This is a genomic window from Nocardiopsis valliformis DSM 45023 (assembly GCF_000340985.1).
Taxonomy (GTDB): domain Bacteria; phylum Actinomycetota; class Actinomycetes; order Streptosporangiales; family Streptosporangiaceae; genus Nocardiopsis; species Nocardiopsis exhalans.
This window is the reverse complement of sequence record NZ_ANAZ01000002.1, coordinates 26,380-47,290: the sequence shown is the minus strand read 5'-3', so window position 1 is coordinate 47,290 and position 20,911 is coordinate 26,380. Positions and strand designations below refer to the sequence as shown.

The following is a 20,911-nucleotide window of genomic DNA, read 5'->3' as shown; positions in this document are numbered from 1 at the left end:
CTCCGCGCCCCGACCCCTCACAGCGGAAAGTCGAGCCGTGACGCCCACCCCCCGAAACCCAGCCACACCCCTGAACCCGAAATCCCACCGACTCCCCGGGCTCTCCCCGCTCACCCTCGACGATCCCGAACACATCGGCCGGTACCTGCTGGTCGGGCGGCTCGGTGCGGGAGGGATGGGCGCGGTGTACGGCGCGATCGACGCCGCCGGGAGCCCCCTGGCGGTCAAGTCCGTGCACGCGCGGCTGGCCGCCGAACCCGACTTCCGGGCCCGGTTCGCTCGGGAGGTGGCCCTGGTCAGCCGGGTCGACAGCCTGTGCACCCCGCGCTTTCTCGACGCCGACGTCACCGGTGAGCGCCCCTGGATGGCGACCGAGTACGTCCCGGGCCGCACCCTGCGCCAGCACGTACGCGAGCACGGCCCGCTCACCAGGGGCATGCTGACCGCCTTCGCGGCCGGAGTGGCCGACGCGCTGCGTGCCGTGCACGCTCAGGGTGTGGTGCACCGGGACCTCAAACCGGGCAACGTCATCCTCTCCCCGGCCGGGCCCAAGGTGCTGGACTTCGGGATCGCCCGAGCCCTGGACGGCACGGCCCTTACCCGGACCGGCGGCCTGTTCGGCACCCCCGGTTGGCTCGCCCCCGAGCAGTACGCGGGTGCCGGGCCCGCGCCCTCGGCCGACATGTTCGCCTGGGGTGCGCTGGTCGCCTTCGCAGCCACCGGCCGGGACCCCTTCGGTAGCGGGGAGGCCGATGTGCTCGCCTTCCGCACTCTGGAGGGCGAAGCCGATACGGAGGGGGTGCCCGACGAGATCCGGCCCCTGGTCGCCGCGGCGTTGGACAAGGATCCCGGACGCCGTCCCGACGCGGCCGGTGTGCTCCGGGCCCTGGTCGGACTGGGGCGGGGCGGGGAGGGGCAGGCCGAGGCGGACGCCGCCACCCGGCTGCTGCCCGCGATGCTCGGCACCACGTGGGTGGTCGGTCAGCACACCGACACCACGGCCTGGACCAGTGGCCCGGTGCGGCAGCGGCCCAGGCGCCGGAGGGGGAGGGCACTGATGATGTCGTTGGCCGCGGTCACCGCCCTGGTACTGGTGGCGGCGGGCGGGTGGTTCTTCGGTTCCCAACAGGCCGTGGAGGAAGCGGGCGGTGGGGCCGGGTCCGGCGACACGGAAGCGGGGCAGGCGGAGGAGGCCGGGGCAGCGCAGGAACCATCCGAGCCGGTGGTGGAGTTCCCGGACACCGACCTGGGCGGCGTCAATCTCCTGGAGGAGAACCGCGACAACGTGGCCGGTACCGTCGGGCTGGTCGAGGGCGGACCCAACAGCATCCAGCTGTACGGGGTCCCGGACCCGGGCAGCAACCCCCAAGGCCTGCCCGATCTGATCGGTGAGGGCGAGGTGTACGCCGCCCTCACCTTCACCTCGGCGGTGGTCGAGGACGGGAAGGTGGTCCTCGAAGGCGAAGGGATCTATGCCCGGGACAGCGGCGACCTCGTCGTCCACGGCCAGGACTTCCTGGCCTACGTCTTCGCGCCTGGCTCCTTCTCCGGCCGCAGCACGGAGGAGCCCGACCTGTACACACCGGAGGAGGACGAGGTAGTGCTCGTCCTCAGCCCCGAACAGCCTTCGGGCGTGTTCCGGCTCACCTTCGAGGGGTTGCCGCCACGCAGCCTTCTGGAGTACGTGATTGAGGAGGAGAACCTGAACGGCGGACAGTCCGTGGAGTTCGGGCCTCCCACCGCGCTGAAGTGCGTGGACGCCGAAGAGGCCGGCGGGCCCGGGGTCAACCCCGCCCACCAGGGCGGCGACTGCGACCCGGACTGGGTGTGATCCGGTGCGTCAGCCAAGAGACACTTTCGCGCCGCTCACCACTGCCGACCCCGCCCGGATCGGCCCCTACACGCTGCTCGGCCGCCTCGGTGCGGGCGGGATGGGGACCGTCTACGCGGCACGCGGACGCGGCCGAGCGGTCATCGCGGTCAAGACCGTCCACCCCGAGCTGGCCGCCGACCGCGAGTTCCGGGCCCGGTTCCACCGGGAGATCGGGCTGGTCGAGCGAGTCTCCACCCCGTTCGCCCCGCGTTTCGTGGCCGCCGACGCGCGGGCACGCCTGCCGTGGCTGGCCACCGAGTACGTTCCGGGGCTGGCCCTGGACCGCTGGGCCCGGGAGAGGGGCCCACTGGCCGGGGGAGCACTGCTGTCCCTCGCGGCAGGAGTCCTGGAGGCCCTCCGTGCGCTGCACGCCCAGGGAGTGGTGCACCGGGACCTCAAACCCGCCAACGTCATCCTCTCCCCGGCCGGACCCCGGGTACTGGACTTCGGGATCGCCCGCGCCATGGACGGAACCGTGCTGACCCGGACCGGTGGGCTGGCCGGGTCCTCGGGCTGGATCTCTCCGGAGCGCTACCGGGACGGGGTCTCCACCTCGGGGGCGGACGTGTTCGCTTGGGGCGCGCTGGTGGCCTACGCCGCCACCGGGCGTGCACCGTTCGGGGCGGGTGAGCCACAGGTGGTCGCACGCCGGGTGCTCCGGGAGGAACCGGATCTGGTCGGGCTCCAGGGCCCGCTGCTGCCCCTGGTTCAGGCGGCGTTGACCAAGGACCCGGCGCGCCGCCCGGGCGCCGCTGACCTGCTGCACCGACTGACCCGGGGCGGGGAGGAAGCGGCCACCCTGGTCGACCGGGAGTGGCGGGGCTTCGGCGGTTCCGCGGCCGCCCCGGCCCCGGCCCGCCGACGCGCCCCGTTCTTGGTCGTTGCCGCGGTGGCCGCCGCACTGGTGATCGGTGCGGGTACCGCGCTGCTGCTTCAGGACGCAGGGACAGCGGACACGGAGACCGGTACCGAGCAGGAAGCTTCGGAAACGGGTGCCGGGGTGCCCGGGACCGGGCTCGACGGGCAAGCATGGCCGCCGGAGGGCGCACGTGCCACGGCCACCAACGTCGGGCACACCACGGTGGCCAGAGTCAGCCAGGTCGACAGGATCTGGACCGAGGAGGACTATCCGGATGTGGAGCGGGCGCCCTACGGGGTGATCACCGTGAACCCCGGACCGGCCAGCAGGTCGGTACTGTTCTCCGGAATCTCTCGGGGGAGCGCGGATGAGCTCGTCATCGATCTCGGGGCAGAGGTTTCCGGTCTCAGCTGGATCACTCGGGGCAATCTCATCGTCGTCACCCAGGAGGGTGTCTTTCCAGCCCGGTCACCGGATGAGGAGATCGACCCGTCGACGGACGACGAGAGCGTGTTCTTCCCGGGAGCGCCGGACCGGGGGCTGATCGTCTACACCGACCCCGACTACGAGGAGAACGTGCGCGGCGAACCCCCGGTCGGGCTCTGTTATGACGCGGTGCGACAGCTGTACTCGACGGTCTACGAGGACTGCGTCTGAGCCGCTCAGACGGTGGGTAGGGGAATGCCCAGCCTGGTCCGGACGCGGGCGTACCGGGCCGCGGGGTTCGTGTCCAGGTAGCTCCACAGGGCGCCGTACTCCGGAACCACGGTTCCGGCCCGGGCGAGGACGGCCGCGGCCCGCTGTTCGTCGCCGCCGACGTACAGCGCGGAACCCAGGCAGTGCGCGTCCGCCGCTGCGGTGGGGTACGAGGGGTCGCCGGAGAGCCAGCGGTCGGCGGCCGCGGCGACCTCCGCGGTCACCGCGGGGTCGCCGTAGTAGTCCCGCAGCATCTTCCCCACCGCGCCGTAGGTGTCCAGACCCCGATCGTCCAGGGCCATGGCGGCGTACTCGAAGTGGGCCTGGACGATCAGTGGGTGGGACCGGTCACCGGGAGGGGCCTTGCGGGGCGCCTCTCGGGCGAAGGTGAACATCTCCTCGTGGGAACCCTGCCACTTGTGGCACAGCACCTGGAGCCTGCCCTCCATCGCGCAGTGATGGTGCGGGTCGAGTGCGACGATCCGCTCCCACAGCTGGTCCATCTCCTCCCGGGGGATCTCCATACCCAGTCCGAACCACTGGAGTTGGTCCAGGGCGGTGGGGGTCAGAGTCGTCTGCGCCGCGTACAGGAGGGGTTCGCGGGCGGAGGCCAGCATCTCGTGGAAGCGCTTGAAGCGCTCAGGCCCGACGTCCCTGGCGCGCTGGGAGGTACGGACTTCCCAGGCGGCCTTCACCCGGGTGGCGCCCGCCCACATGAGCAGGTCTGGTTCGGGGTCGGGCTGGTCCATCCCGGACTCCAGCTTGGCGAGCAGGGGGATCGTCCGGTCGGAGAGCACGTGCAGGCGCAGTGACCGGAGCTGGGGGTCGTCGGTGCCCAGGAGCGCCAGGCCCATGGCGATGTCACCGCTGGTGACGGCAGGGAGGGCGGCGGCGAGGTCGGGGTCACGCCAGGCCTCGCCGTAGGTGAGGCCGTGTTTGCGGGCGATACGGTTGTCGTCCCACTCGATGATCTTGCTGAGAACCATGTCCTGATTCTTGCGGGCGCAGAAATGGACAAGTTGGACTTAAGGGATCGGATTGGCCACGATTTCGGTGGCGTGCGGCCGGTGCTGGCAGTGGTCGCGCGTGTTCTGTTGGCGGCGCCGGTCGGTATCGGGATTGCACGAGAACCACTTGACGAGGATTTGAACGTACGTACAATCAAAAGTGAGGCACGCGAACTCCTGGAGGCCGACATGTCCGAAACGCGAGTCCTGATCTCCGGCGGCGGGGTCGCCGGTCCCGCCCTGGCCCACTGGCTGCACCGGTACGGGTTCCGCCCGACCATCGTCGAACGGTCGCCGATGGTGCGCGCTGTCGGCCACCGCCTCCAGATCGAGGGCGTCGGGGTCGAGGCCCTGCGCCGTATGGGAGTTCTGGGGCAGGCGCGTGAGCGGGGATCCTTGGCGCCGGGCGAGGTTCGATTCGGGTTCGGTGGTCGCCGGGAGGTGAAGATCCCCGGGACCGCGCTGGTCAGCGAGGAGAACGGGCTGGTGATCCGGCGCGGGGAGCTCTGCGAGGTGTTGTACGAGCACGTCAGTGATGAGGTCGAGTACCTCTTCGACGACTCGGTGACCGGACTCCAGGAGACCGCCGACGCTGTCACCGTGAGCTTCCAGAACCGGGAGCCGCGTGAGTTCGACCTGGTGGTGGGCGCGGACGGCATCCACTCCAACATTCGGTCGCTGGTCTTCGGGCCGAAGGAGCGCTTCCGTAGGTACCTGGGGACCAATCTTGCTCTCTTCGAGCTCGACAACTACCTCGGTCTGACCGATCGCATGGTCGGGAGAATCAAGCCCGGGCGCGGCGTTCTCCTCGCCCCCTTCCCGGAACCCGACCGTCTCGAGTGCACCATCCTCACCCGCGACAAGAAACCCCTGGAGGACCTCGACCGGCACCGGCGCACCCTGAAGGAGCGCTTCGCGGGGGACGGGCAGGAGGCAGACCACCTGCTGTCGGAGATGGAGACCTCTCTGATGACGCACATGTCGCCCACCGTGCAGATCCACATGGATTCCTGGACCAGCGGCAGGGTGGCGCTGCTGGGGGACGCGGGCTACTGCCCCGACCCGATGACCGGCCAGGGGAGCACCATGGCGCTCGTAGGCGCGTGCGTGCTCGGTGGTGCGCTGGCCAGGGCGGGCGGCGACCACCGTGCTGCTTTTCCCGCCTACGAACGGGCGATGCGCGAGTTCGTCGACGCCAACCACGCCATGGGCGGTACGCACACCTCACTGGCCGCCCCGGACACCGGCGAGCTGGGGCTCCGGGTGATGTCGTTGTTCATGGGGGTGCTGGTCGGGATCACCACCCGGACCGGGGTGACGGCGGGGGTGAAGCGGGCCTACAACTTCCCGCTGGCCGACCACGTTCCGGCCTGACGGCTTCCCTGGAGCGAACACGACGGCGGCGCCGCCCCGGAGCAGGGCGGCGCCGCCGTGACGCTGTGCGGGTGCGGGGAAGGATCAGCGCACGAGGGGGAGGGCCTCGGAGCCGGGCAGTTCGGTGAAGGTGGGGTGCTCGACCATGCCCGCGGGGGTCTCGGGCTCGGGGCTGCCGCCCTCGATGGACACCAGGTCGCTGGTGTCCAGCTGGTCCAGCAGGCCGCCCTCGCTGAGACCGGCCACCAGGTCCTCGACCGTGGTGGTGTCCAGGCCCTCGGCCACCTGGGGCAGCCCGGCGTCGGCCAGCGGGCCGTTGAGGGCGATCGGCTCGGCCTTGCCCGCGTCGCCCATACCGGTCAGCAGGGCGTCGGTCAGGTCACCGAAGCCGGGCGCTTCGAAGCCGGGAGCCTCCACACCGGGGGTCTGGGCGGCGACCGTCTGGGGTGAGCTCTGCGGGACGGTCTGGACGGCGGTCAGCTTCTCGTCGTCCCAGGCGCGGTTGCCGACCATGCCCAGAACCTCCTCCTCTCCGAGGCTCACGTAGTTGTCGGCGGTCAGCTCGGTGGCCTCGACCACGTCCTGGAGCCCACCGGGCGTCTCCAGGCCGAAGGCCGCGGCCAGGTCCCACATGTTGGGCGCGGTGAGGTCGGTGGACTCGGCGGGGGCGGCGGCGCTCATGGGCACCGTCGCGGGGGCCGCCTGGGACAGCGCGTCGACCGGGCCGAGCTCGTTCAGCGACAGCGTGTTCTGCCCGGTCAGGCCGGTGACATCGCTGAGCGAGGGCGCCTCGCTCAGCTCGGGCAGACGGCGGTCCCGCAGGTCGGGCAGCTCGGTGGCGTCCAGCTCGGGCAGGGCGAGCATCTCGTCGCGCATGTCGGCCACGGACTGGACCGTGTGCGGCAGCACCTCGTTGGCGGTCTCCTCCACGCTCCCCCCGGCCTCACGGGCGGTGTCCTCCAGCGCGATGCTGGTGTCCTGGGCGCTGGCCTCCAGAGCCCGGCCCGCGGCCTGGCCGACGGTGTCGTGCGGGTCGCCGTCCAGACCGGTGGCCTCCTGCGCCTCGGTCACCGCGTCGGCCAGCGGGGAGGGGGGCAGCACGGTGCCCAGGTCCGGGGCGGCCTTCTCGTTGTTCGCGGCGGCCTGGAGCTCGCTCAGTGCGTTGTCGGCGACCGGAGTGACCCCCTCGGGGGCCAGCTTGTGCATGGTCGGAGCCACACCCTCGACGAGCGCCCGCTCCACGATGGGAGCGATGTCGTGCGTGACGGTCTCCATGGTCTCGGCACCGGTGCCGGTGACCCCGGCGCCGGCGACTCCGGCGCCGAGGGCCACGAAGCCCGCGGTACCCGTGGCCAGGAGAACGGCTCGGGCGGAGAAACGCTTGGTCTGCGTCATGGGTTTCCTTCTCTGATGAAACTCTGGACGTCGGAACGGCCGCGACGCCGTGGACGGCGGCCATGGGAAGCCGGTGCGGACCACCGGCTGACGTGAATCACGTGAACGACGGCACGGGACTCAGGTCAGCTCCCAGGAGAAGTACCGGAGAAGTACGGGCTGGGAACGGTCCGGGGCGCGCGGGGAAGGGCGCGCCTGGGGTGGGACCGTTCGCTAGTCCGGCGAGACCGTGGGGTCGTCGGCCGGGTCGGCGGGCACGGTGTGCAGCCGGTGCGCGGCCAGGCGCACGGTGTCGGCGGCAGGCGCGGGCAGCGGCGCCGCCGTGAGGTATCCGGCCACGCCGCCCGCGGGGGCCGGTGCGCTGGCGGCGGGTGCGGCCGAGCCGGTCGCGGTCTGGAAGCGCTGGGGCTCGGGGGCGCGGTCGGCGGCGCCGGTCCCGGCGGTGGTCGCCCGGGTGGTCTCGGCGGCCGACTCGGAGTGGTGCTGCTGCGCCGTAACGGCAGGACGCACGGGCGCGTCAGGTGTGCTCGGTGACGTGGCCTCGGTGGATCCGTCGGTCGACTCGGAGCTCGAATCCCGCTCCTCGTCCCCGGTCCCCGCGGTGCCCTCGTCCTCCGGCGGGCCGGTGGTGCGGGAGGCGCGGGGTTCGGTGGTCGGGAGCGTGTGGGCCAGCCCCCGCTCGACGGTCTCGCCGCGGGCGCGGTCGATCTCCGTGACCACCCCGCGCACCTCGTCGCGGACCTCGGCGGCGGGCTCGTGCAGGGTGGCGGCGACGGCCGCGGTGTCCGCGGTGCCCTTCTCCAGGCGCTGGTGCACGGTGCCCAGGGTTGCGGTCACCGGTTCGGTGATCTCCTCGGGCACGACCCGCTCCAGGGTCTGCTTCTCCAGGGTCGGAGTCTCACCCAGACCGAGGGCTCCGCCCGCGGCGGAGGCGGTCTCGGCGACCGGGCCCCCGAGCGTGCCGGAACCGGCGTCGGCCTGGGCTGGAGCGGCGAGCAGCCACAACACGGCGAGGAAAGCGCCGACCAGGAGCGGGAGGGCCAGGAGGGAGGGTGCCGCCGCGCACGCGGCCGAGGCGGCGCGGAGCGCGCCGGTTCGGCTGGTGCGAGGAATCAAGGGGACCCTCCGGGACGTGTGGCCAGGTCGGGGCGGGGCAGAGCCCGGCGCCCACGACCTGACGTTAGCACATTGTCACTGAGGGTAGTTTTGATTGGCCGAAACCGGGGACCCGGTCAGGGGTCACACTCTGGGTTCGGGCCGCGGTGTCGGCGCCTGCGCGGCCCCGACCCGTGCCGCCTCGGCCCTGGCCACCGCCGAGCGGGCGCGTGAGCTCCGGATCTGGTCGTAGGCGAACACGCACACGGCCAGCCATACGAACAGGAACCCGATCCAGCGGCTCAACGGCATCTCCTCGCCCTGGATCAGCCAGCCGATCAGGAACATCATGGTCGGCGCGATGAACTGCAGCATGCCGATCACGCTCAGCGGCACCCTGCGCGCCGCCAGTCCGAAGAGCAGCAGCGGTAGCGCGGTCACGAATCCGCCGCCGACCAGCAGGGCGGTGTGCCCGGGGGAGATGGAGAAGGCCGTGCCCGCCCCGGTCGCCTCCAGGTAGAGCACGAACCCCAGCGCGGGCAGGAACATCATCAGGGTCTCGACGGTCAGGCTCTGCATCCCGTCCAGGCTCACGTACTTCTTCACCGCCCCGTAGGCGGCGAAGGAGGAGGCCATCAGCAGGGAGAGCCAGGGGGTGGAGCCGTAGGCGACGGTCATCACGCCGACCGCCACCACGCCCAGCCCGACCGCGACCCACTGGGCGGCGCGCAGGCGTTCGGCGAAGAAGACCACGCCCAGGCAGACCGTCATCAGGGGGTTGATGAAGTACGCCAGTGAGGCCTGGAGGGTCTGGGTGATGGAGACCGAGTAGATGAACCCCCACCAGTTCACCGAGATGAGCACCGCGGCGACGGCGACCAGGAGCAACTGCCGGGGGCTGCGCAGGACCTGGGGTAGCCAGGACCAGCCGCGCCGGGCCAGGAGGAGGAAGACGCACATCGCGAGGAGGGCCCAGACCATGCGGTGGGCGAGGACCTCGGAGGGTTCGGAAGCGGAGAGGAAGGGCCAGTAGAGGGCCGCGAAGCCCCACATGAGGAAGGCGGTCGCCCCGAGGGCGACGCCGCGGTTGGTTTCCGGCACATCCGCAATGGTAGGACGAATCCTCGGTCCTGTCTCCCGTATATCCCAGTCTGTGGACAACGCCCCGGGCGGTCTCTCCCCAGGCTGTGGGCAGCCCTGGGAACCCGTGGACGGGGCGGATAGCCTGGAACCATGTTCGGCACAAAGACGAAGATGGTCGACCCCGCACGCGCCCTGCCCGGCCGGGACACCCCGATGGACGTGCCCTTCGGGCACACCGTGCTGGGGACCCAGCTCACCCCGCCCTACCCGGAGGGCAGCGAGATCGCCGACGTGGCGATGGGCTGCTTCTGGGGCGCCGAGCGCACTTTCTGGAGACTGGGCGCGGAACGCGGCATCATCACCACCGCCGTCGGTTACGCGGGCGGCTACACGCCCAACCCCACCTACGAGGAGGTGTGCTCCGGCCTGACCGGGCACACCGAGATGGTCCGAGTGGTCTTCGACCCGGCGAAGATCTCCTTCACCGAGATCCTCAAGGTGTTCTGGGAGGGCCACGACCCCACCCAGGGCATGCGCCAGGGCAACGACGTCGGCACCCAGTACCGGTCGGCGATCTACTACCACTCCGAGGCCCAGCGCGAGGCGGCCGAGGCCACCCGCGACGCCTTCCAGCCGATCCTGATCCGCTCGGGCTACGGCACGATCACCACCGAGATCGCCCCGCTCAAGGCCTTCTACTTCGCCGAGGACTACCACCAGCAGTACTTGCAGAAGAATCCTAACGGCTACTGCGGGATCGGCGGAACCGGTGCCAGCTGCCCGATCGGGGTCGTGACCTCGAACGACGCGGACTCTGCGCGCTCGGCCGAGTAGTACGGCCGAACACGTGCGAGTACCCCCGCGAACGCTCGAATGATGGTTCAACGATGGCTCAACCATCATTGAATGATGGTTGGGCCATCTAGCGCAGGCACTCAGCCCTCGAAACCGGGCTGTGGAGCAGGGGCCGACGAAGCTGTCAGAGGTGGTCGCAGCTGCTTGTTGGGTGGTGGGGTTCCCTGGGTGCTGTGGGGCGGGTTGTGCCTCCCGGCCAGGCAGCTTTCCTTGGTTCGGTGCTCGGTGGACCTGTGTCTCTCGGACGCTCCCCAGCGGGCCGCCCTCATCCCACCTGGCACGCGGGGCCCTCTTCGTCCACCTGAGCTGGCACACGCTTGCAAGGCAGGTACTTTGGCTGTCGCCGAGGACAAGCCGGATGAGCACCCCCCTTTCTCGAGGGTCACTCGCCTTAGGTGCGTGTAGGCCGGTTTCTGCGATGCCCTGTGTGCACAGATTTTTCATGGCCAGCTATCGCAAGCTTCCTGCTTTCGTCCTTCTTCTGGTGAGGATGGAAGGATGTGAGGCGTCTGGCAGACGAAGATGGGCGCAAGGAAGAGCAGAAGGCTGACCGGTTTATCCGTGGGACCACCCAGGGCATCGGCGGTGACCACTACGCCGGTCAAGTCCACGACCTCCAGCAGAATGGCCAGAGCGTCGATCTCGCTGGTGCCCGGGGACCCGCATCTGTGCGATCAGGTACAGGTCTGGAGTCAGGGCGGTTGGAAGTCAGAGATGTGATCTTGCTTCGGTTCGGTGGACAGGTGTCCGCTTTCGGATGCTTTGTCATTGAACGAGGAGATTGAAGTGCCCAAGACCCGCCCTGCGTACCCGCCGGAGTACCGCGATCAGATCATCGCGCTGGCCCGCTCCGGCCGTAGCCCCGAGGACCTGGCAGCTGAGTTCGAACCCTCGGCCCAGACGATCCGTACCTGGATCAATCAGGCCAAGATCGACTCCGGCCAGGCAGAGGGCACCACCAGCGATGACAAGGCCGAAGTGGCCCGCCTTCGCCGAGAGAACGCCCAGCTGCGCGAAGAGCGCGAGATCCTGCGCAAGGCCACGGCTTTCTTCGCCTGAGGAGACCAGTCGGTGATGTTCCGGCTGATCGACGAAGAAAAGACACGCCACTGAAGTCTCCCTGATGTCCCGGCTGCTCGGCCTATCGCGGCAGGGCTACTACAAACACCACCACCGAATCCAGGACGGCCCCACGGCCAAGGAACGCTCCGACGCTGACCTGTCCGAGCGCATCCAGGGCCACCACGAGCGCTCCCGCGGCACCTACGGCTCCCCCAGGCTCCAGGCCGACCTGGCCGAGCTCGACGGCATCCGCGCTGGACGCAACCGCATCACCCGCCTGATGCGCCGCCAGGGCCTGGTCGGGGTCCACCGCCGCACCGGCCGCAAGAGCCTGACCTCACAGGACCGGATGGCCACAGCCCCGCCGGACCTGATCGGTCGCGACTTCACCGCCCATGCCCCCAACACCAAGTGGAGCGCGGACATCACCTACGTGCCCACCGACCAGGGGTGGGTGTACCTGGCGGTGGTGATGGACCTGTTCTCGCGCCGCATCGTGGGCTGGGCGATGGCCCCTCACATGCGCGCCGATCTGGTCTGCGACGCGCTGGCCATGGCGGTGACCGCCCGCCGTCCCGGCCCGGGGCTGATCCATCATTCGGACAAGGGATCGCAATACACCAGTCTGGCCTTTGGTCGCCGCTGCGAGGAGGCAGGGATCGCTCCCTCCACGGGGCGGACGGGGTCGTGTTACGACAACGCCGTCACCGAGAGCTTCTTCGCGTCGTTGGAGACCGAGTTGATCGACCGCACCCGTTTCGCCACCAGGGCGGATGCGGAGCGGGAGATGTTCTCCCATATCGAGGGGTTCTACAACCCCTGGCGGCGGCATTCGGCCAATGGTCAGCTCAGCCCGGCTGAGTATGAACGTCGTCACACCGAAGTTGCTCAAGGCAGGCTTGCGGCGCTGTCTCAGGCCGCGTAAAACCCCAGCTCACAGGTGTCTACCGAACTAAAGCAACATCAATGTGAGAGTCCCTGATCTTTTAGCGGGCTCCGTTGCTTGTTGGTACAGGTTTTGATCGAATTGCTACAGGGCCGTGACCAGCGCTGATACCTTACGATCCCGAATTTGGAACAGCCCTGGCACCGGGTGCCGTCCCTCTTGTCAATGCGGGCACGGCAGATGATTTGTCGAATAGGTCTTGCCCTGTAGCTGAGCGCGTCGTAGCATGGCGCAGCGAAAGGAGGTATGACATGGACAACACCGAGCAGCAGGACGAAAAGGTCACGTTCGAGCAGGAGTTGCCTGAGGTCAAGGTAATGAAGCTTGAGGACGAGGCAGTGCTTCTGCAGTGCAAGACGTACTGACCTCTTAAGCGTGTGGCCTCGTTCGGCAGAGGCCACACGCTTCACAGTGGAAAGAGGATGAACGCGATGGAGCGGAACTGGCCCTCACATGTCGGCGGACCCATCAAAGAATTTGAGATGACCATCCTGCGCGAGTACGAGCGCGAAGGTTTCGATCATGCCAGTCTTCCGAGAATCGCACGTCAAACGATGGAAGACGCTCCGTCCATCTTCGACATCGATCCTGCTGAGGTACTCGAAGTTGCGGTGACTTCAGGGCTGCCGCGCCAAGACTGGTCCAATGACTTCGGGGAACCCGTACTCACCGTGGCCAACAACAGACATTTCCGGGTCGACCTTCTTTTCTGGGCACACAACGCAAGCCCCACACACTCACACGTCTCTTGCGGTGCGTTCGCTCCGGTCTACGGAAGACGCGTGCATCAGACCTATTCCTTCCACCAGCACGAGGAGGAGGAAAAAGGGTTCCGCCTAGGGACGTTGTCCGCACTGAAAAGAGACACACTTGCCACTGGCGAAGCCGTGGAGATCACACCGGAACTGATCCACGACCTCTATTGGCTCAAGCAGCCGAGTGTGACCCTCAGCCTGAGGTGCCATAATCACCCGGATTTGGGTTCGGAACAGCGGTTGCGTCCGTGGGAGTTCTGGGAGACAGGCGTCGCCGTCGTCGACATGGTGCACCAGGATTCGGCAAACGTCAACAGGCAGATGTCAAGCCTTCGTCTTCTCCAACAAGTTGCACCGAAAAGGTTTCGCAGAACACTCAAGGAAGTCGCGGCTGGAGGAGAAGCACTACTCGTCTACCATCTTGCGGCAGACATCGCCGGAACTAACTGGGGTGTGGATTACTACGATGATTTTCTGAACGCCCTCGACCTGCGCAGCGATTCCTCCGGCCAAGCGATATCTGCTTTGCTACCGGTCCTGCACCGCAAGAGCTTGTACAACCAGATCCGTTCCCACAACGAAGCCACGCAGTTCGCAGTGGGGCTTCTTTGGAACGGGACACCGGTTGAACGGATCGATGACTTCTTGGCCACGAGTTACCCCCAAACCGAAGTGCAGAAGGCTTTGCAAGCCCTGGATGAAATCACCGGCCCCGCCGATGACTGACTGATGCCATGAGTGAACGATCTCTTCGTACGGACACGGTGGCTCTGGCACCTTGGGTTCAGCATGTATTGGACGATGATGGCAATACCATCATGCTCGGCCCACGCAGCACAGTGAGCATAGGTGCATCCTTCGACACCCTGACGTCAAAGCAGATTTCAGCGATCAGTGAGATAGCATCACCCGAAGAATTCACTGTATCTCCGCGCCGTCCCGTGATCGATTACATCGAAGCATACTTCGCGATGTCCAGGAATTCTTGCGTAACCCCGGCAGCCCCTGATGTCCTTCTCACTGCGCCGCCGGAGGAAAGACACCTTGCTTTCGCACTGTCGGCAGCGCTGACAAAGGTGGGGATGACCGCAGAGATCCAGGATCCCGACGGTGACACGAGCGACACGCCCGGTTCGTACGGGAATATCCCTTTGGTACACCTCTCGTACAAGGAACCGGTACATGAGCCTGACTGGCTGAACCGCGCCATTGAACAGAGGCCAGTTGTCTGGATCGGTTCCACGAGCGACGGAGGTCTTCACGTCGGCCCGATCATCGACTCCGCTCAGGCCTGGGTGGACTATCACGACGCCAGTTGGTCATGGGCAGAAGAAATCCATAAGACAGAGCTGGGGTTCACTCACCGTCCGATATCCCACAGGACCGACCCAGAAAATATGCAGCGGTTGGGGAAAGCTCTGAAGCTGCTCCTCGAGGACGGGGCCAGGAACGTGGTCTACGAAGTGAGGAGTCACGAGCGGAGGATCCTCTGGACCGAACTGCGCCACCGACAGGTCCTGGAAGGTGAAATTGCTTCCTTGTCCTGGGAGAGAGGGTTGATCAGACGCTTTCGGGTCAAAAATACGTCGGGAAGCGTGGTCATTGCGTCGTGCCTGACCCCCTGCGGTGGCGTAGCCGGGCTTGAAGGAAACAGCGGGAAGAATACCAGCGAAAAACAGGCGATCGAGGGTGCGGTTGGAGAATCCATCGAACGGTACGCCGCGTGGCAGACCCCCGCGTATTCAGAATATGGATCGGACTCGGAAATCATATCGATCCATTCTCTTCATCCGCACGGTCCGATCTACAATGCAAAAAAACAAGAACCGATCGAATTAATATCCGGTCAGTCCCTTGTCGATGAAGCACCGTTGAGAGTCCCGGCGAGTCTTGTGCTCTTTCCGTACACTCCCGGGGCACCGTACCGCAAGCCGACCTACGGTCACACCACGGGCCTTGCATCGCACAGATCCCTCGAAGCTGCGCTGGTGCGCGCCGCCTGCGAAATAGTTGAGCGCGACAGTTTTTATGACGGCTTCCTCAACATGCGCGTTGGGGAACTGGTGGCCCGGGTCGGGGGAAACGATGGCTTCGAACTGCTCTCGGTCGTCTACGGCGGCGAACCGATCCCTGTCGTACACACCTTCGCTCTTTCACATGGAAGCGGGATCGCGGCTCGGGGATCGGGCAGTGGCTGTTCGATGGGTGAGGCGGTCGAGCGGTCCCAGGACGAGGCCTGCCAGGTCTTCACCCAGGTCTCACACGGAGCACCTCGGAACGAAGCAGACCAGGCCTACGAGGAATGGCACAGCCGAACGGTCGTCACCGCTCTAATCGATTATTTGTCAGATTTTCGCAGCAGCCGTCGACCGATCCTTCCTGGCCGAACCATGGAGGAGACCGATCTGCTAGATCGCATCATCTGCCGTGCCCGTAGCGAGGGCCGGAAGTTCGGATTCACCGAGCTAAGGAGCCCGATCCGGGACCGACGAGCCGTACGTGCGTTCATGACAGAGGCGATCTGCCATCAGTGGGCCTCGGACAGCGCAGCAGGAAAGCGGATCATGAACGCGAAATGGAGCTTCGGAATACCCATGTGATTCGCAGCCACGGAGGAAGGAGGGACATGCTTGAAGTGGTCCTCATGATACAGGTCGGAATTAGGGATGAACATCCGACCGAAGTGGAGCATTCCCACCTTTTCGAACATGCGATGTGCTTCGATCCAGACGGAACTGAATTCCAGAGGATCTGGCACGGACAAACGTCCGATGTAACGATCGTCTTCTGGACTCCAGTACAGGATGAGGATGAAGTACTGGTTGCACTGAAAACAATTTCTCAACGATGGAACAAGGCCTGCCATGAACTGCAGTTGGCACAGCACATCGATCGGATAATACTGGAGAACAAAGGATGTCGAGCGGACACGTTCAACGATACTTCCCAATTGATCGATAGTTTTTGTGGCTTTAGGAGCAGGATCACTCGGTCGGTCCGCCCGAGAGTGTACTTGCGGGATCCTTCGGCAGGAGCTTTGAGACGGGCCTACACGTATGAGACACTCTTCAGCAGGCACGACAGGTGTCGGCCTTCGCGAAGGGTGGATGCCTCCGATACCGGAAACAGCTCGGTCGATCCCGGACATAGCTACGGAACCAGGCAGACCTCCTCCCTCAGTTATCACGCGAGAAGCATCAGTGACGTGGCCGGCTGGAACATGCTTCGTATTCTGGTCGTACCGGCTCTGGGTTCTTTGGTTGCACGTGAGCAACCTGTCACCATGTCCCCGTTCCAAGTACTAATCGAGGCACGGGTCGATCTCATCCTGGCCACCGAAGACACCGTTGCTCCGTTCGACCTCATAGAACGTGCCATCAATGGTTCTGACGAAAATTTTCTATGCAATGTCCTACGGAAAAGGTATGTGGCATCGTCCATCACTTGCTCGAACATGAAAACAGCACTGGATGAGATTCTCGCCCTTGAGTACTTGGGAGAAACCAATGCCCACGAGCAGTACATGAGGGCACTTGAAAACTGCCGTACAACCAACCTGAAAAGGATTCTCGCGGCTGCAGAGAAAAATTTTCTGGAAACGGTTGGACAATGAGTTCGGTACATTGCACAAGCCCCGAGTCGACTACGGAATGGGGCTCTGTTGATAGTGACGGACTCATGGTGGTCCGCCACCATCGCCGCGAAGTGCCTACCATCTATGCCGCGTACGGGGACGCGAGGATCCGCTCAGGAGACGACAGCCATTTCGTCACGGACGTCTGTCTTCCCACTGACGTCTGGGCCCGCATCAGCCCCAAAAAAGGCGTACAGTACGGAAGTACCCTTGCATGGGTATGGGAAGAGTTTGTTTCTCTCCGTGAATCTGACAATCCAGACAGACACGCACTGGCACGTCGTTTGCGCGCTGCAAGAGCAGGCTGTCACGACCATCAGAATCACCGTGGCAGCGGTGCTGTTTTGCTGCTCCCGCCACAAGAATGGGACCGGTACCCCGTTCCGAGCAGCTCCGTTGCCCGGGAGCAGGTAACAGGGACACCAGCCACCACGAGGTTGGCACCCGCCGATGTAACCGAGGTCGCGGGCACCAGTTCCTTCCTCATCTCTTGTACTGGGATGGACCCAGCGGACATGGCCATCGCGGCAGCCGCGCTCGCGTTCCCGGGTGGTGGCGGTGTCCTGGGAAGTCGCTACCGTCTTTCATCGTATGTCATCGATGCCCTGCCGGTCTGGCACAAGCACTACATCCTGTTCGTCCTGGACCAGGCGCCCCATGATCTTGTTTCTGCGACAGATGCCCGATCGTCCAGTGAGGAACTAGTCAGAGCAGAACATGTTCGGCGGAGGGCGATCGAGCGTATGTACCTCGACACAGCGGGCCCCCTGCGGAGCGGAATGCTCCGCAGTTCATTGTTCTGGTCCATGTCGATCCATGCCTGGTCAGATTTCGGATTTTTGCTTCCAGCTATCGACCAGAAACCTGAAGAGCGAATTCGTGAAATACTCGATTGGGCTCGCACAGCGTCCATAAAAATCTACAGAAAGAATGCCTGATGATCATTGATGAGCCCCGAATCAAGCCAGGAGTCTTCCTCAGCTGTGAGAATAGTACCGTCAGCTTCAAGAACGGTCCGTTCGAAGTTTCGTTCGAAGCTCGCGACAAGGTTCCTGGGGAACTACCGAACCCTGGAACGAGTTCGGTGAACCTGAGGAGCTGGCTCTATTCCGTTCTCGGAACGGACAGTCCCGAGGCCATCGCAGGTTTCATCCAGAAACTTGTGGCGCAGGGTGTCATCATCGAGTCAGCACCACTCGATGCCTTTGATGGCGAGTACGTCGGCTATCGATTGGTCGATTATTATCGGATCCTCATCAATCGGCTCCTAGTGAAGAACCCTCTGATGCACACCTTGCAAAATGGGGCTCACAAGAACGTGCAGATCGGCGTTCTGCTGGAAACCTACTACATGATCCGCAATGCGGATTGGACAGCACCGGCGGTACTCGGCCACTGGCTCCCGGAACAGCAAAGGAAACTCCTGCAAGAGTTTTTCGAAGAAGAAAGCGGACACGGGGAGTTGCTGGCGGACGGTTTCGCCTCAGTCGGGCTCGACCCCGATGCAGTGCGAAAAGGTGTGCCCCAACCTGAAACACTTTCCTATAATCTCTGCTTCTACACCGCTGCGAATCTCTCTCCAGCCCACTTCGCGGCCAGCATTATTGTCCCCGAAGTCCCGCAAAGCCCACGCGCTTCAGTGCATGACAACTCGGAGAGTGACATACTCTCGCTTTTGACTGACATCCCGGACGACCTTATCAGGTGTGCACGATCGCACGAAGAGATCGACGACGACGAGGATCACGGCAACCTTCCGGTGGAGCTGCTTGCTGTGGAAGGTGCTCTTTCTCGGGACCGGATCGCTTCTCTCTTCGAGATTGTTCATCAAACCACTGTGTCGCTTGATTGGCTGTTCCGCGGTGTTGAGCGACACTACAGTGACTGGGATCAGGAAGTAGGTGTCGGGTGGGCGAACGAGGCGATGGGGTGGCCGACATGAATGGAACCTCTTGGATCGATGGTTCTTCGAACCGCTGCGGCCATGAAGGGGATCTCTACGGGGGACTGGTTGCTGAGATATTTCCCGTTTTGGCACCACCGGAACTATGGTTGGATGACGAGGAGGTACAGCGTTCGTTCATCCATGAATCTGGAAGCCGAAGCATACTCGAGCTGGGTGCAGGATATGGGAGAGTTCTGTTTCGACTTGCCCAGGATAAGCTTGAGGTTCATGGTATCGAAGCCTCCCGGGACATGGTCCTCCAGGCAAAACCCTATGCCGAGGAAAGAAATATTGACCCATCCTTCATCACGGTGGGCGACTTCCGCGATTCCGGGACTTGGCCGGAGTACACAGTGGATGCTGTGATCTGTACGGATGCAACGATCTGCCTCCTTCCCGACAGTTTTGCACTGGAGAAGGTTGTGGCAGCTGCGGTGGCACACCTTTCGGGAGAGGGGCAGATGATGTGGACACTGCCCAGTGGCCAGAGCCAGAACCACCAAGCCCCTGCGCGGCCGACGGTGACGGTCGAACACGGGGGCTTCCGCTACGTGATACGAGAGGAAAGCATTCTCAGCAACAAGGACGACGAACTCCTCACACTGAAGGAGATCATAAAATTCTGTCCTCATGGAAGTCTCGTACAGCGACATTCAGCCTTGCACAGGCGCGCACTTTTCCAGCCCTCCGAAGTTGTTCGGTTGTTCCGTCAGTATGGACTCGAAAAAATCAGCACCCATGGCCTCCAGGACAGGGTGGTGATCCGTGGCCGATTCAAGTGACGGCACTCTTCTCAAGTTCGCTTCCGGAGTTTTTTGGTCCTGGGACGAAGGCAAATTGTGCCTGGGCAAGGCAGATCGCCTCACCGACATTTGGCGAATAGATTCTCCAGAAATTTTGCCGGTACTTGCCCGGTTCTATTCGGGAGCGACCGCTCAGGAAGTCGCCGGCTCGATCCATGCGGACAGCCAAGGTGCGCTCTTGGGCCTCATTGAGGAGTGGAAGGAGAAAGAGCTTCTTGTACTGTCCGATACCGATGATCCGCGCCCCTCCGTTCGCAGCCCCATATTCGAGCTGCTGCGTACCTTGAACAGTTACCACGACATCGAGCACAGGGATCCCGAATTTGTCGAAGAGTACCTTGGTGTAGCGACTCGCACGTATTCGAGCCCAGCTCTCGGATATGCCCTGGTCAATGCCATCGAGTATGTGCACCATTCGCAAATAGAAGGTGACATAGTGGAGTGCGGTGTGTGGCGCGGCGGCAGCATGGAACTTGCGGCGAAGAAGCTCCTTTCACTGCAGGATATTAGAGATCTTTGGCTCTACGACACTTACGACCTGAGCTGGCGTGACCAGGGCTCCGAGGACGGTCTCGAATTCCTTGATGTCGAGGGTAGCGGCTTTGCTGGGCCGAATGGTCCTGGTAGTGACAGCCCTGACAGAGTCGGTGTTTCCGTCGGTGAGGTTCAGCAGACTCTCCTGGCCACCGGATATCCGAAATCTTCCATGAAATTCATTCCGGGATACGTTCAGAATGTGCTACCAAAGTATAAGCCGAAGCAGATAGCACTGCTTCGGCTCGATACGGACGACTACGACTCCACCATGTGTGAGCTGGTCCACCTGTACCCTAAGCTACAGAAATCAGGCGTACTTCTGGTGGACGACTACGGAAAGCAGTCAGGAGCTACGAGAGCTGTCGATGAATACTTCTCCAGAAAGGGGAACGTACGCCCCTTGTTCTCGCGGCTCGACATTCAAGGAGCGATTGCAGTCAAACCTGCTTTGGATATTCAGGACCGGCGGGGGTAGTACGTTCCGCTGTGTGGATCGCGTTTCATGTACCCCCCGTCGACAAGATAACGCCGCAGGGCTGCATGGTCGTGGTGGACCGTCCTCAACAGGACCTTCAGTTCGCTCTCCTGATAAGAGGGGTCGACCAGAAGGGAGTCGACCAGCCACTCCAGCAGCATATCCCGCTGCGCCGGGTTGCTCGGGATATGAACGAGGTGCCCATGCCTGAAGTCGAGTTTCCGCAAGTGCTTGGCGCCCGGCGGGGCGTGCTCCTCCTTAATCAACTCACGGACCTCGTCGAGGCACTCTTTCAAGAGAGCGGATAGGCTTTCCGTAGTCACCTGCCCGTTGTCGAGGACACCGCCAGCCTCTAGTTGCTCGACCATCTTTTCGGGTGAGTTCTTCCCCGCGCCCGGAGGCGGTTCGTTGCCGACCATCAAGCTGGCGACCACGGCGAGTCGATCGGGCTCGCCCAGAAGGGCGAGCACTTTTGGCGACAGTCGCCGCAGCCTTGCGTCATCCATGGCAATACCAT

At 64.4% G+C, this 20,911-nt stretch carries 16 protein-coding genes and 1 pseudogene; 12 read left to right on the top strand and 5 right to left on the bottom strand.

The window, feature by feature from the left end:
* The first annotated feature begins 37 nt into the window (after nt 1-37).
* Both D457_RS35285 and D457_RS36715 read left to right on the top strand, forming a co-directional pair.
* Complete coding sequence (locus D457_RS35285; RefSeq protein ID WP_017578735.1) at nt 38-1,831, top strand: serine/threonine-protein kinase; 1,794 nt, start codon at nt 38-40, stop codon at nt 1,829-1,831.
* Nucleotides 1,832-1,835: 4 nt separating this feature from the next.
* A complete protein-coding gene (locus D457_RS36715; RefSeq protein ID WP_026116195.1) occupies nt 1,836-3,389 on the top strand; it encodes a serine/threonine-protein kinase in 1,554 nt (517 codons plus the stop codon).
* Nucleotides 3,390-3,394: 5 nt separating this feature from the next.
* On the opposite strand, the gene D457_RS0100805 is transcribed toward D457_RS36715, so the two are convergent.
* Nucleotides 3,395-4,414: a hypothetical protein gene (locus tag D457_RS0100805; RefSeq protein WP_017578734.1), complete on the bottom strand. Its 1,020-nt coding sequence runs from the start codon at nt 4,412-4,414 to the stop codon at nt 3,395-3,397.
* A gap of 210 nt (nt 4,415-4,624) precedes the next feature.
* On the opposite strand from D457_RS0100805, the gene D457_RS0100800 reads away from it, so the two are divergent.
* Nucleotides 4,625-5,809, top strand: coding sequence for an FAD-dependent monooxygenase (locus D457_RS0100800; protein WP_026116194.1), 1,185 nt, complete (start codon nt 4,625-4,627; stop codon nt 5,807-5,809).
* An 84-nt stretch (nt 5,810-5,893) separates the two neighbouring features.
* On the opposite strand, the gene D457_RS0100795 is transcribed toward D457_RS0100800, so the two are convergent.
* The 3 genes from D457_RS0100795 to rarD all read right to left on the bottom strand — a co-directional run bounded on the left by D457_RS0100795 (nt 5,894) and on the right by rarD (nt 9,400).
* Nucleotides 5,894-7,204 (bottom strand): hypothetical protein, encoded by a 1,311-nt coding sequence (locus tag D457_RS0100795; RefSeq protein ID WP_017578732.1) that lies wholly within the window; start codon nt 7,202-7,204, stop codon nt 5,894-5,896.
* Between the two features lie 213 nt (nt 7,205-7,417).
* Nucleotides 7,418-8,320, bottom strand: a complete 903-nt coding sequence (locus tag D457_RS0100790; protein WP_026116193.1) for a hypothetical protein — start codon at nt 8,318-8,320, stop codon at nt 7,418-7,420.
* Nucleotides 8,321-8,443: 123 nt separating this feature from the next.
* Nucleotides 8,444-9,400 (bottom strand): EamA family transporter RarD, encoded by a 957-nt coding sequence (gene rarD, locus D457_RS0100785; protein WP_017578731.1) that lies wholly within the window; start codon nt 9,398-9,400, stop codon nt 8,444-8,446.
* A gap of 132 nt (nt 9,401-9,532) precedes the next feature.
* Between rarD and msrA the strand changes: the two genes are divergently transcribed.
* The 9 genes and pseudogenes from msrA (at nt 9,533) to D457_RS34380 (ending at nt 20,394) form a co-directional block, all read left to right on the top strand.
* On the top strand, nt 9,533-10,216 hold the full coding sequence (msrA, locus tag D457_RS0100780; RefSeq protein ID WP_017578730.1) for a peptide-methionine (S)-S-oxide reductase MsrA: 684 nt from the start codon (nt 9,533-9,535) through the stop codon (nt 10,214-10,216).
* An 807-nt stretch (nt 10,217-11,023) separates the two neighbouring features.
* Nucleotides 11,024-12,224 (top strand): annotated as a pseudogene (locus D457_RS0100770) (IS3 family transposase).
* A gap of 443 nt (nt 12,225-12,667) precedes the next feature.
* A complete protein-coding gene (locus D457_RS35515; protein WP_152514100.1) occupies nt 12,668-13,726 on the top strand; it encodes a hypothetical protein in 1,059 nt (352 codons plus the stop codon).
* Between the two features lie 8 nt (nt 13,727-13,734).
* Nucleotides 13,735-15,600 (top strand): YcaO-like family protein, encoded by a 1,866-nt coding sequence (locus D457_RS34390; RefSeq protein WP_083926625.1) that lies wholly within the window; start codon nt 13,735-13,737, stop codon nt 15,598-15,600.
* Nucleotides 15,601-15,626: 26 nt separating this feature from the next.
* Entirely contained in the window at nt 15,627-16,613 is a 987-nt protein-coding gene (locus D457_RS35510) for a hypothetical protein (protein ID WP_152514099.1), read from the top strand.
* A 536-nt stretch (nt 16,614-17,149) separates the two neighbouring features.
* Entirely contained in the window at nt 17,150-17,572 is a 423-nt protein-coding gene (locus D457_RS35505) for a hypothetical protein (protein WP_152514098.1), read from the top strand.
* A complete protein-coding gene (locus D457_RS0100750) occupies nt 17,572-18,576 on the top strand; it encodes a heme oxygenase-like domain-containing protein (RefSeq protein ID WP_152514097.1) in 1,005 nt (334 codons plus the stop codon). Before D457_RS35505 ends, D457_RS0100750 begins: the two co-directional genes overlap by 1 nt.
* Nucleotides 18,573-19,361, top strand: coding sequence for a class I SAM-dependent methyltransferase (locus D457_RS34385; RefSeq protein ID WP_239645984.1), 789 nt, complete (start codon nt 18,573-18,575; stop codon nt 19,359-19,361). Before D457_RS0100750 ends, D457_RS34385 begins: the two co-directional genes overlap by 4 nt.
* Nucleotides 19,345-20,394, top strand: a complete 1,050-nt coding sequence (locus tag D457_RS34380; protein ID WP_083926623.1) for a TylF/MycF/NovP-related O-methyltransferase — start codon at nt 19,345-19,347, stop codon at nt 20,392-20,394. The genes D457_RS34385 and D457_RS34380 overlap by 17 nt, the downstream gene beginning before the upstream one ends.
* Here D457_RS34380 and D457_RS31650 read toward each other — a convergent pair.
* A complete protein-coding gene (locus tag D457_RS31650) occupies nt 20,376-20,900 on the bottom strand; it encodes a DUF2087 domain-containing protein (RefSeq protein WP_239645974.1) in 525 nt (174 codons plus the stop codon). The two genes, D457_RS34380 and D457_RS31650, sit on opposite strands and share 19 nt — an antisense overlap.
* Between the last annotated feature and the right edge of the window lie 11 nt (nt 20,901-20,911).

What these genes read in the sequence shown, in the direction of transcription:
- D457_RS0100805 (WP_017578734.1), bottom strand. Translation starts at nt 4,414, where the DNA reads ATGGTTCTCAGCAAGATCATCGAGTGGGACGACAACCGTATCGCCCGC.
- D457_RS0100800 (WP_026116194.1), top strand. Translation starts at nt 4,625, where the DNA reads ATGTCCGAAACGCGAGTCCTGATCTCCGGCGGCGGGGTCGCCGGTCCC.
- D457_RS0100795 (WP_017578732.1), bottom strand. Translation starts at nt 7,204, where the DNA reads ATGACGCAGACCAAGCGTTTCTCCGCCCGAGCCGTTCTCCTGGCCACG.
- msrA (WP_017578730.1), top strand. Translation starts at nt 9,533, where the DNA reads ATGTTCGGCACAAAGACGAAGATGGTCGACCCCGCACGCGCCCTGCCC.
- D457_RS35515 (WP_152514100.1), top strand. Translation starts at nt 12,668, where the DNA reads ATGAACGCGATGGAGCGGAACTGGCCCTCACATGTCGGCGGACCCATC.
- D457_RS34390 (WP_083926625.1), top strand. Translation starts at nt 13,735, where the DNA reads ATGAGTGAACGATCTCTTCGTACGGACACGGTGGCTCTGGCACCTTGG.
- D457_RS35510 (WP_152514099.1), top strand. Translation starts at nt 15,627, where the DNA reads ATGCTTGAAGTGGTCCTCATGATACAGGTCGGAATTAGGGATGAACAT.
- D457_RS35505 (WP_152514098.1), top strand. Translation starts at nt 17,150, where the DNA reads ATGGCCATCGCGGCAGCCGCGCTCGCGTTCCCGGGTGGTGGCGGTGTC.
- D457_RS0100750 (WP_152514097.1), top strand. Translation starts at nt 17,572, where the DNA reads ATGATCATTGATGAGCCCCGAATCAAGCCAGGAGTCTTCCTCAGCTGT.
- D457_RS34385 (WP_239645984.1), top strand. Translation starts at nt 18,573, where the DNA reads ATGAATGGAACCTCTTGGATCGATGGTTCTTCGAACCGCTGCGGCCAT.
- D457_RS31650 (WP_239645974.1), bottom strand. Translation starts at nt 20,900, where the DNA reads ATGGATGACGCAAGGCTGCGGCGACTGTCGCCAAAAGTGCTCGCCCTT.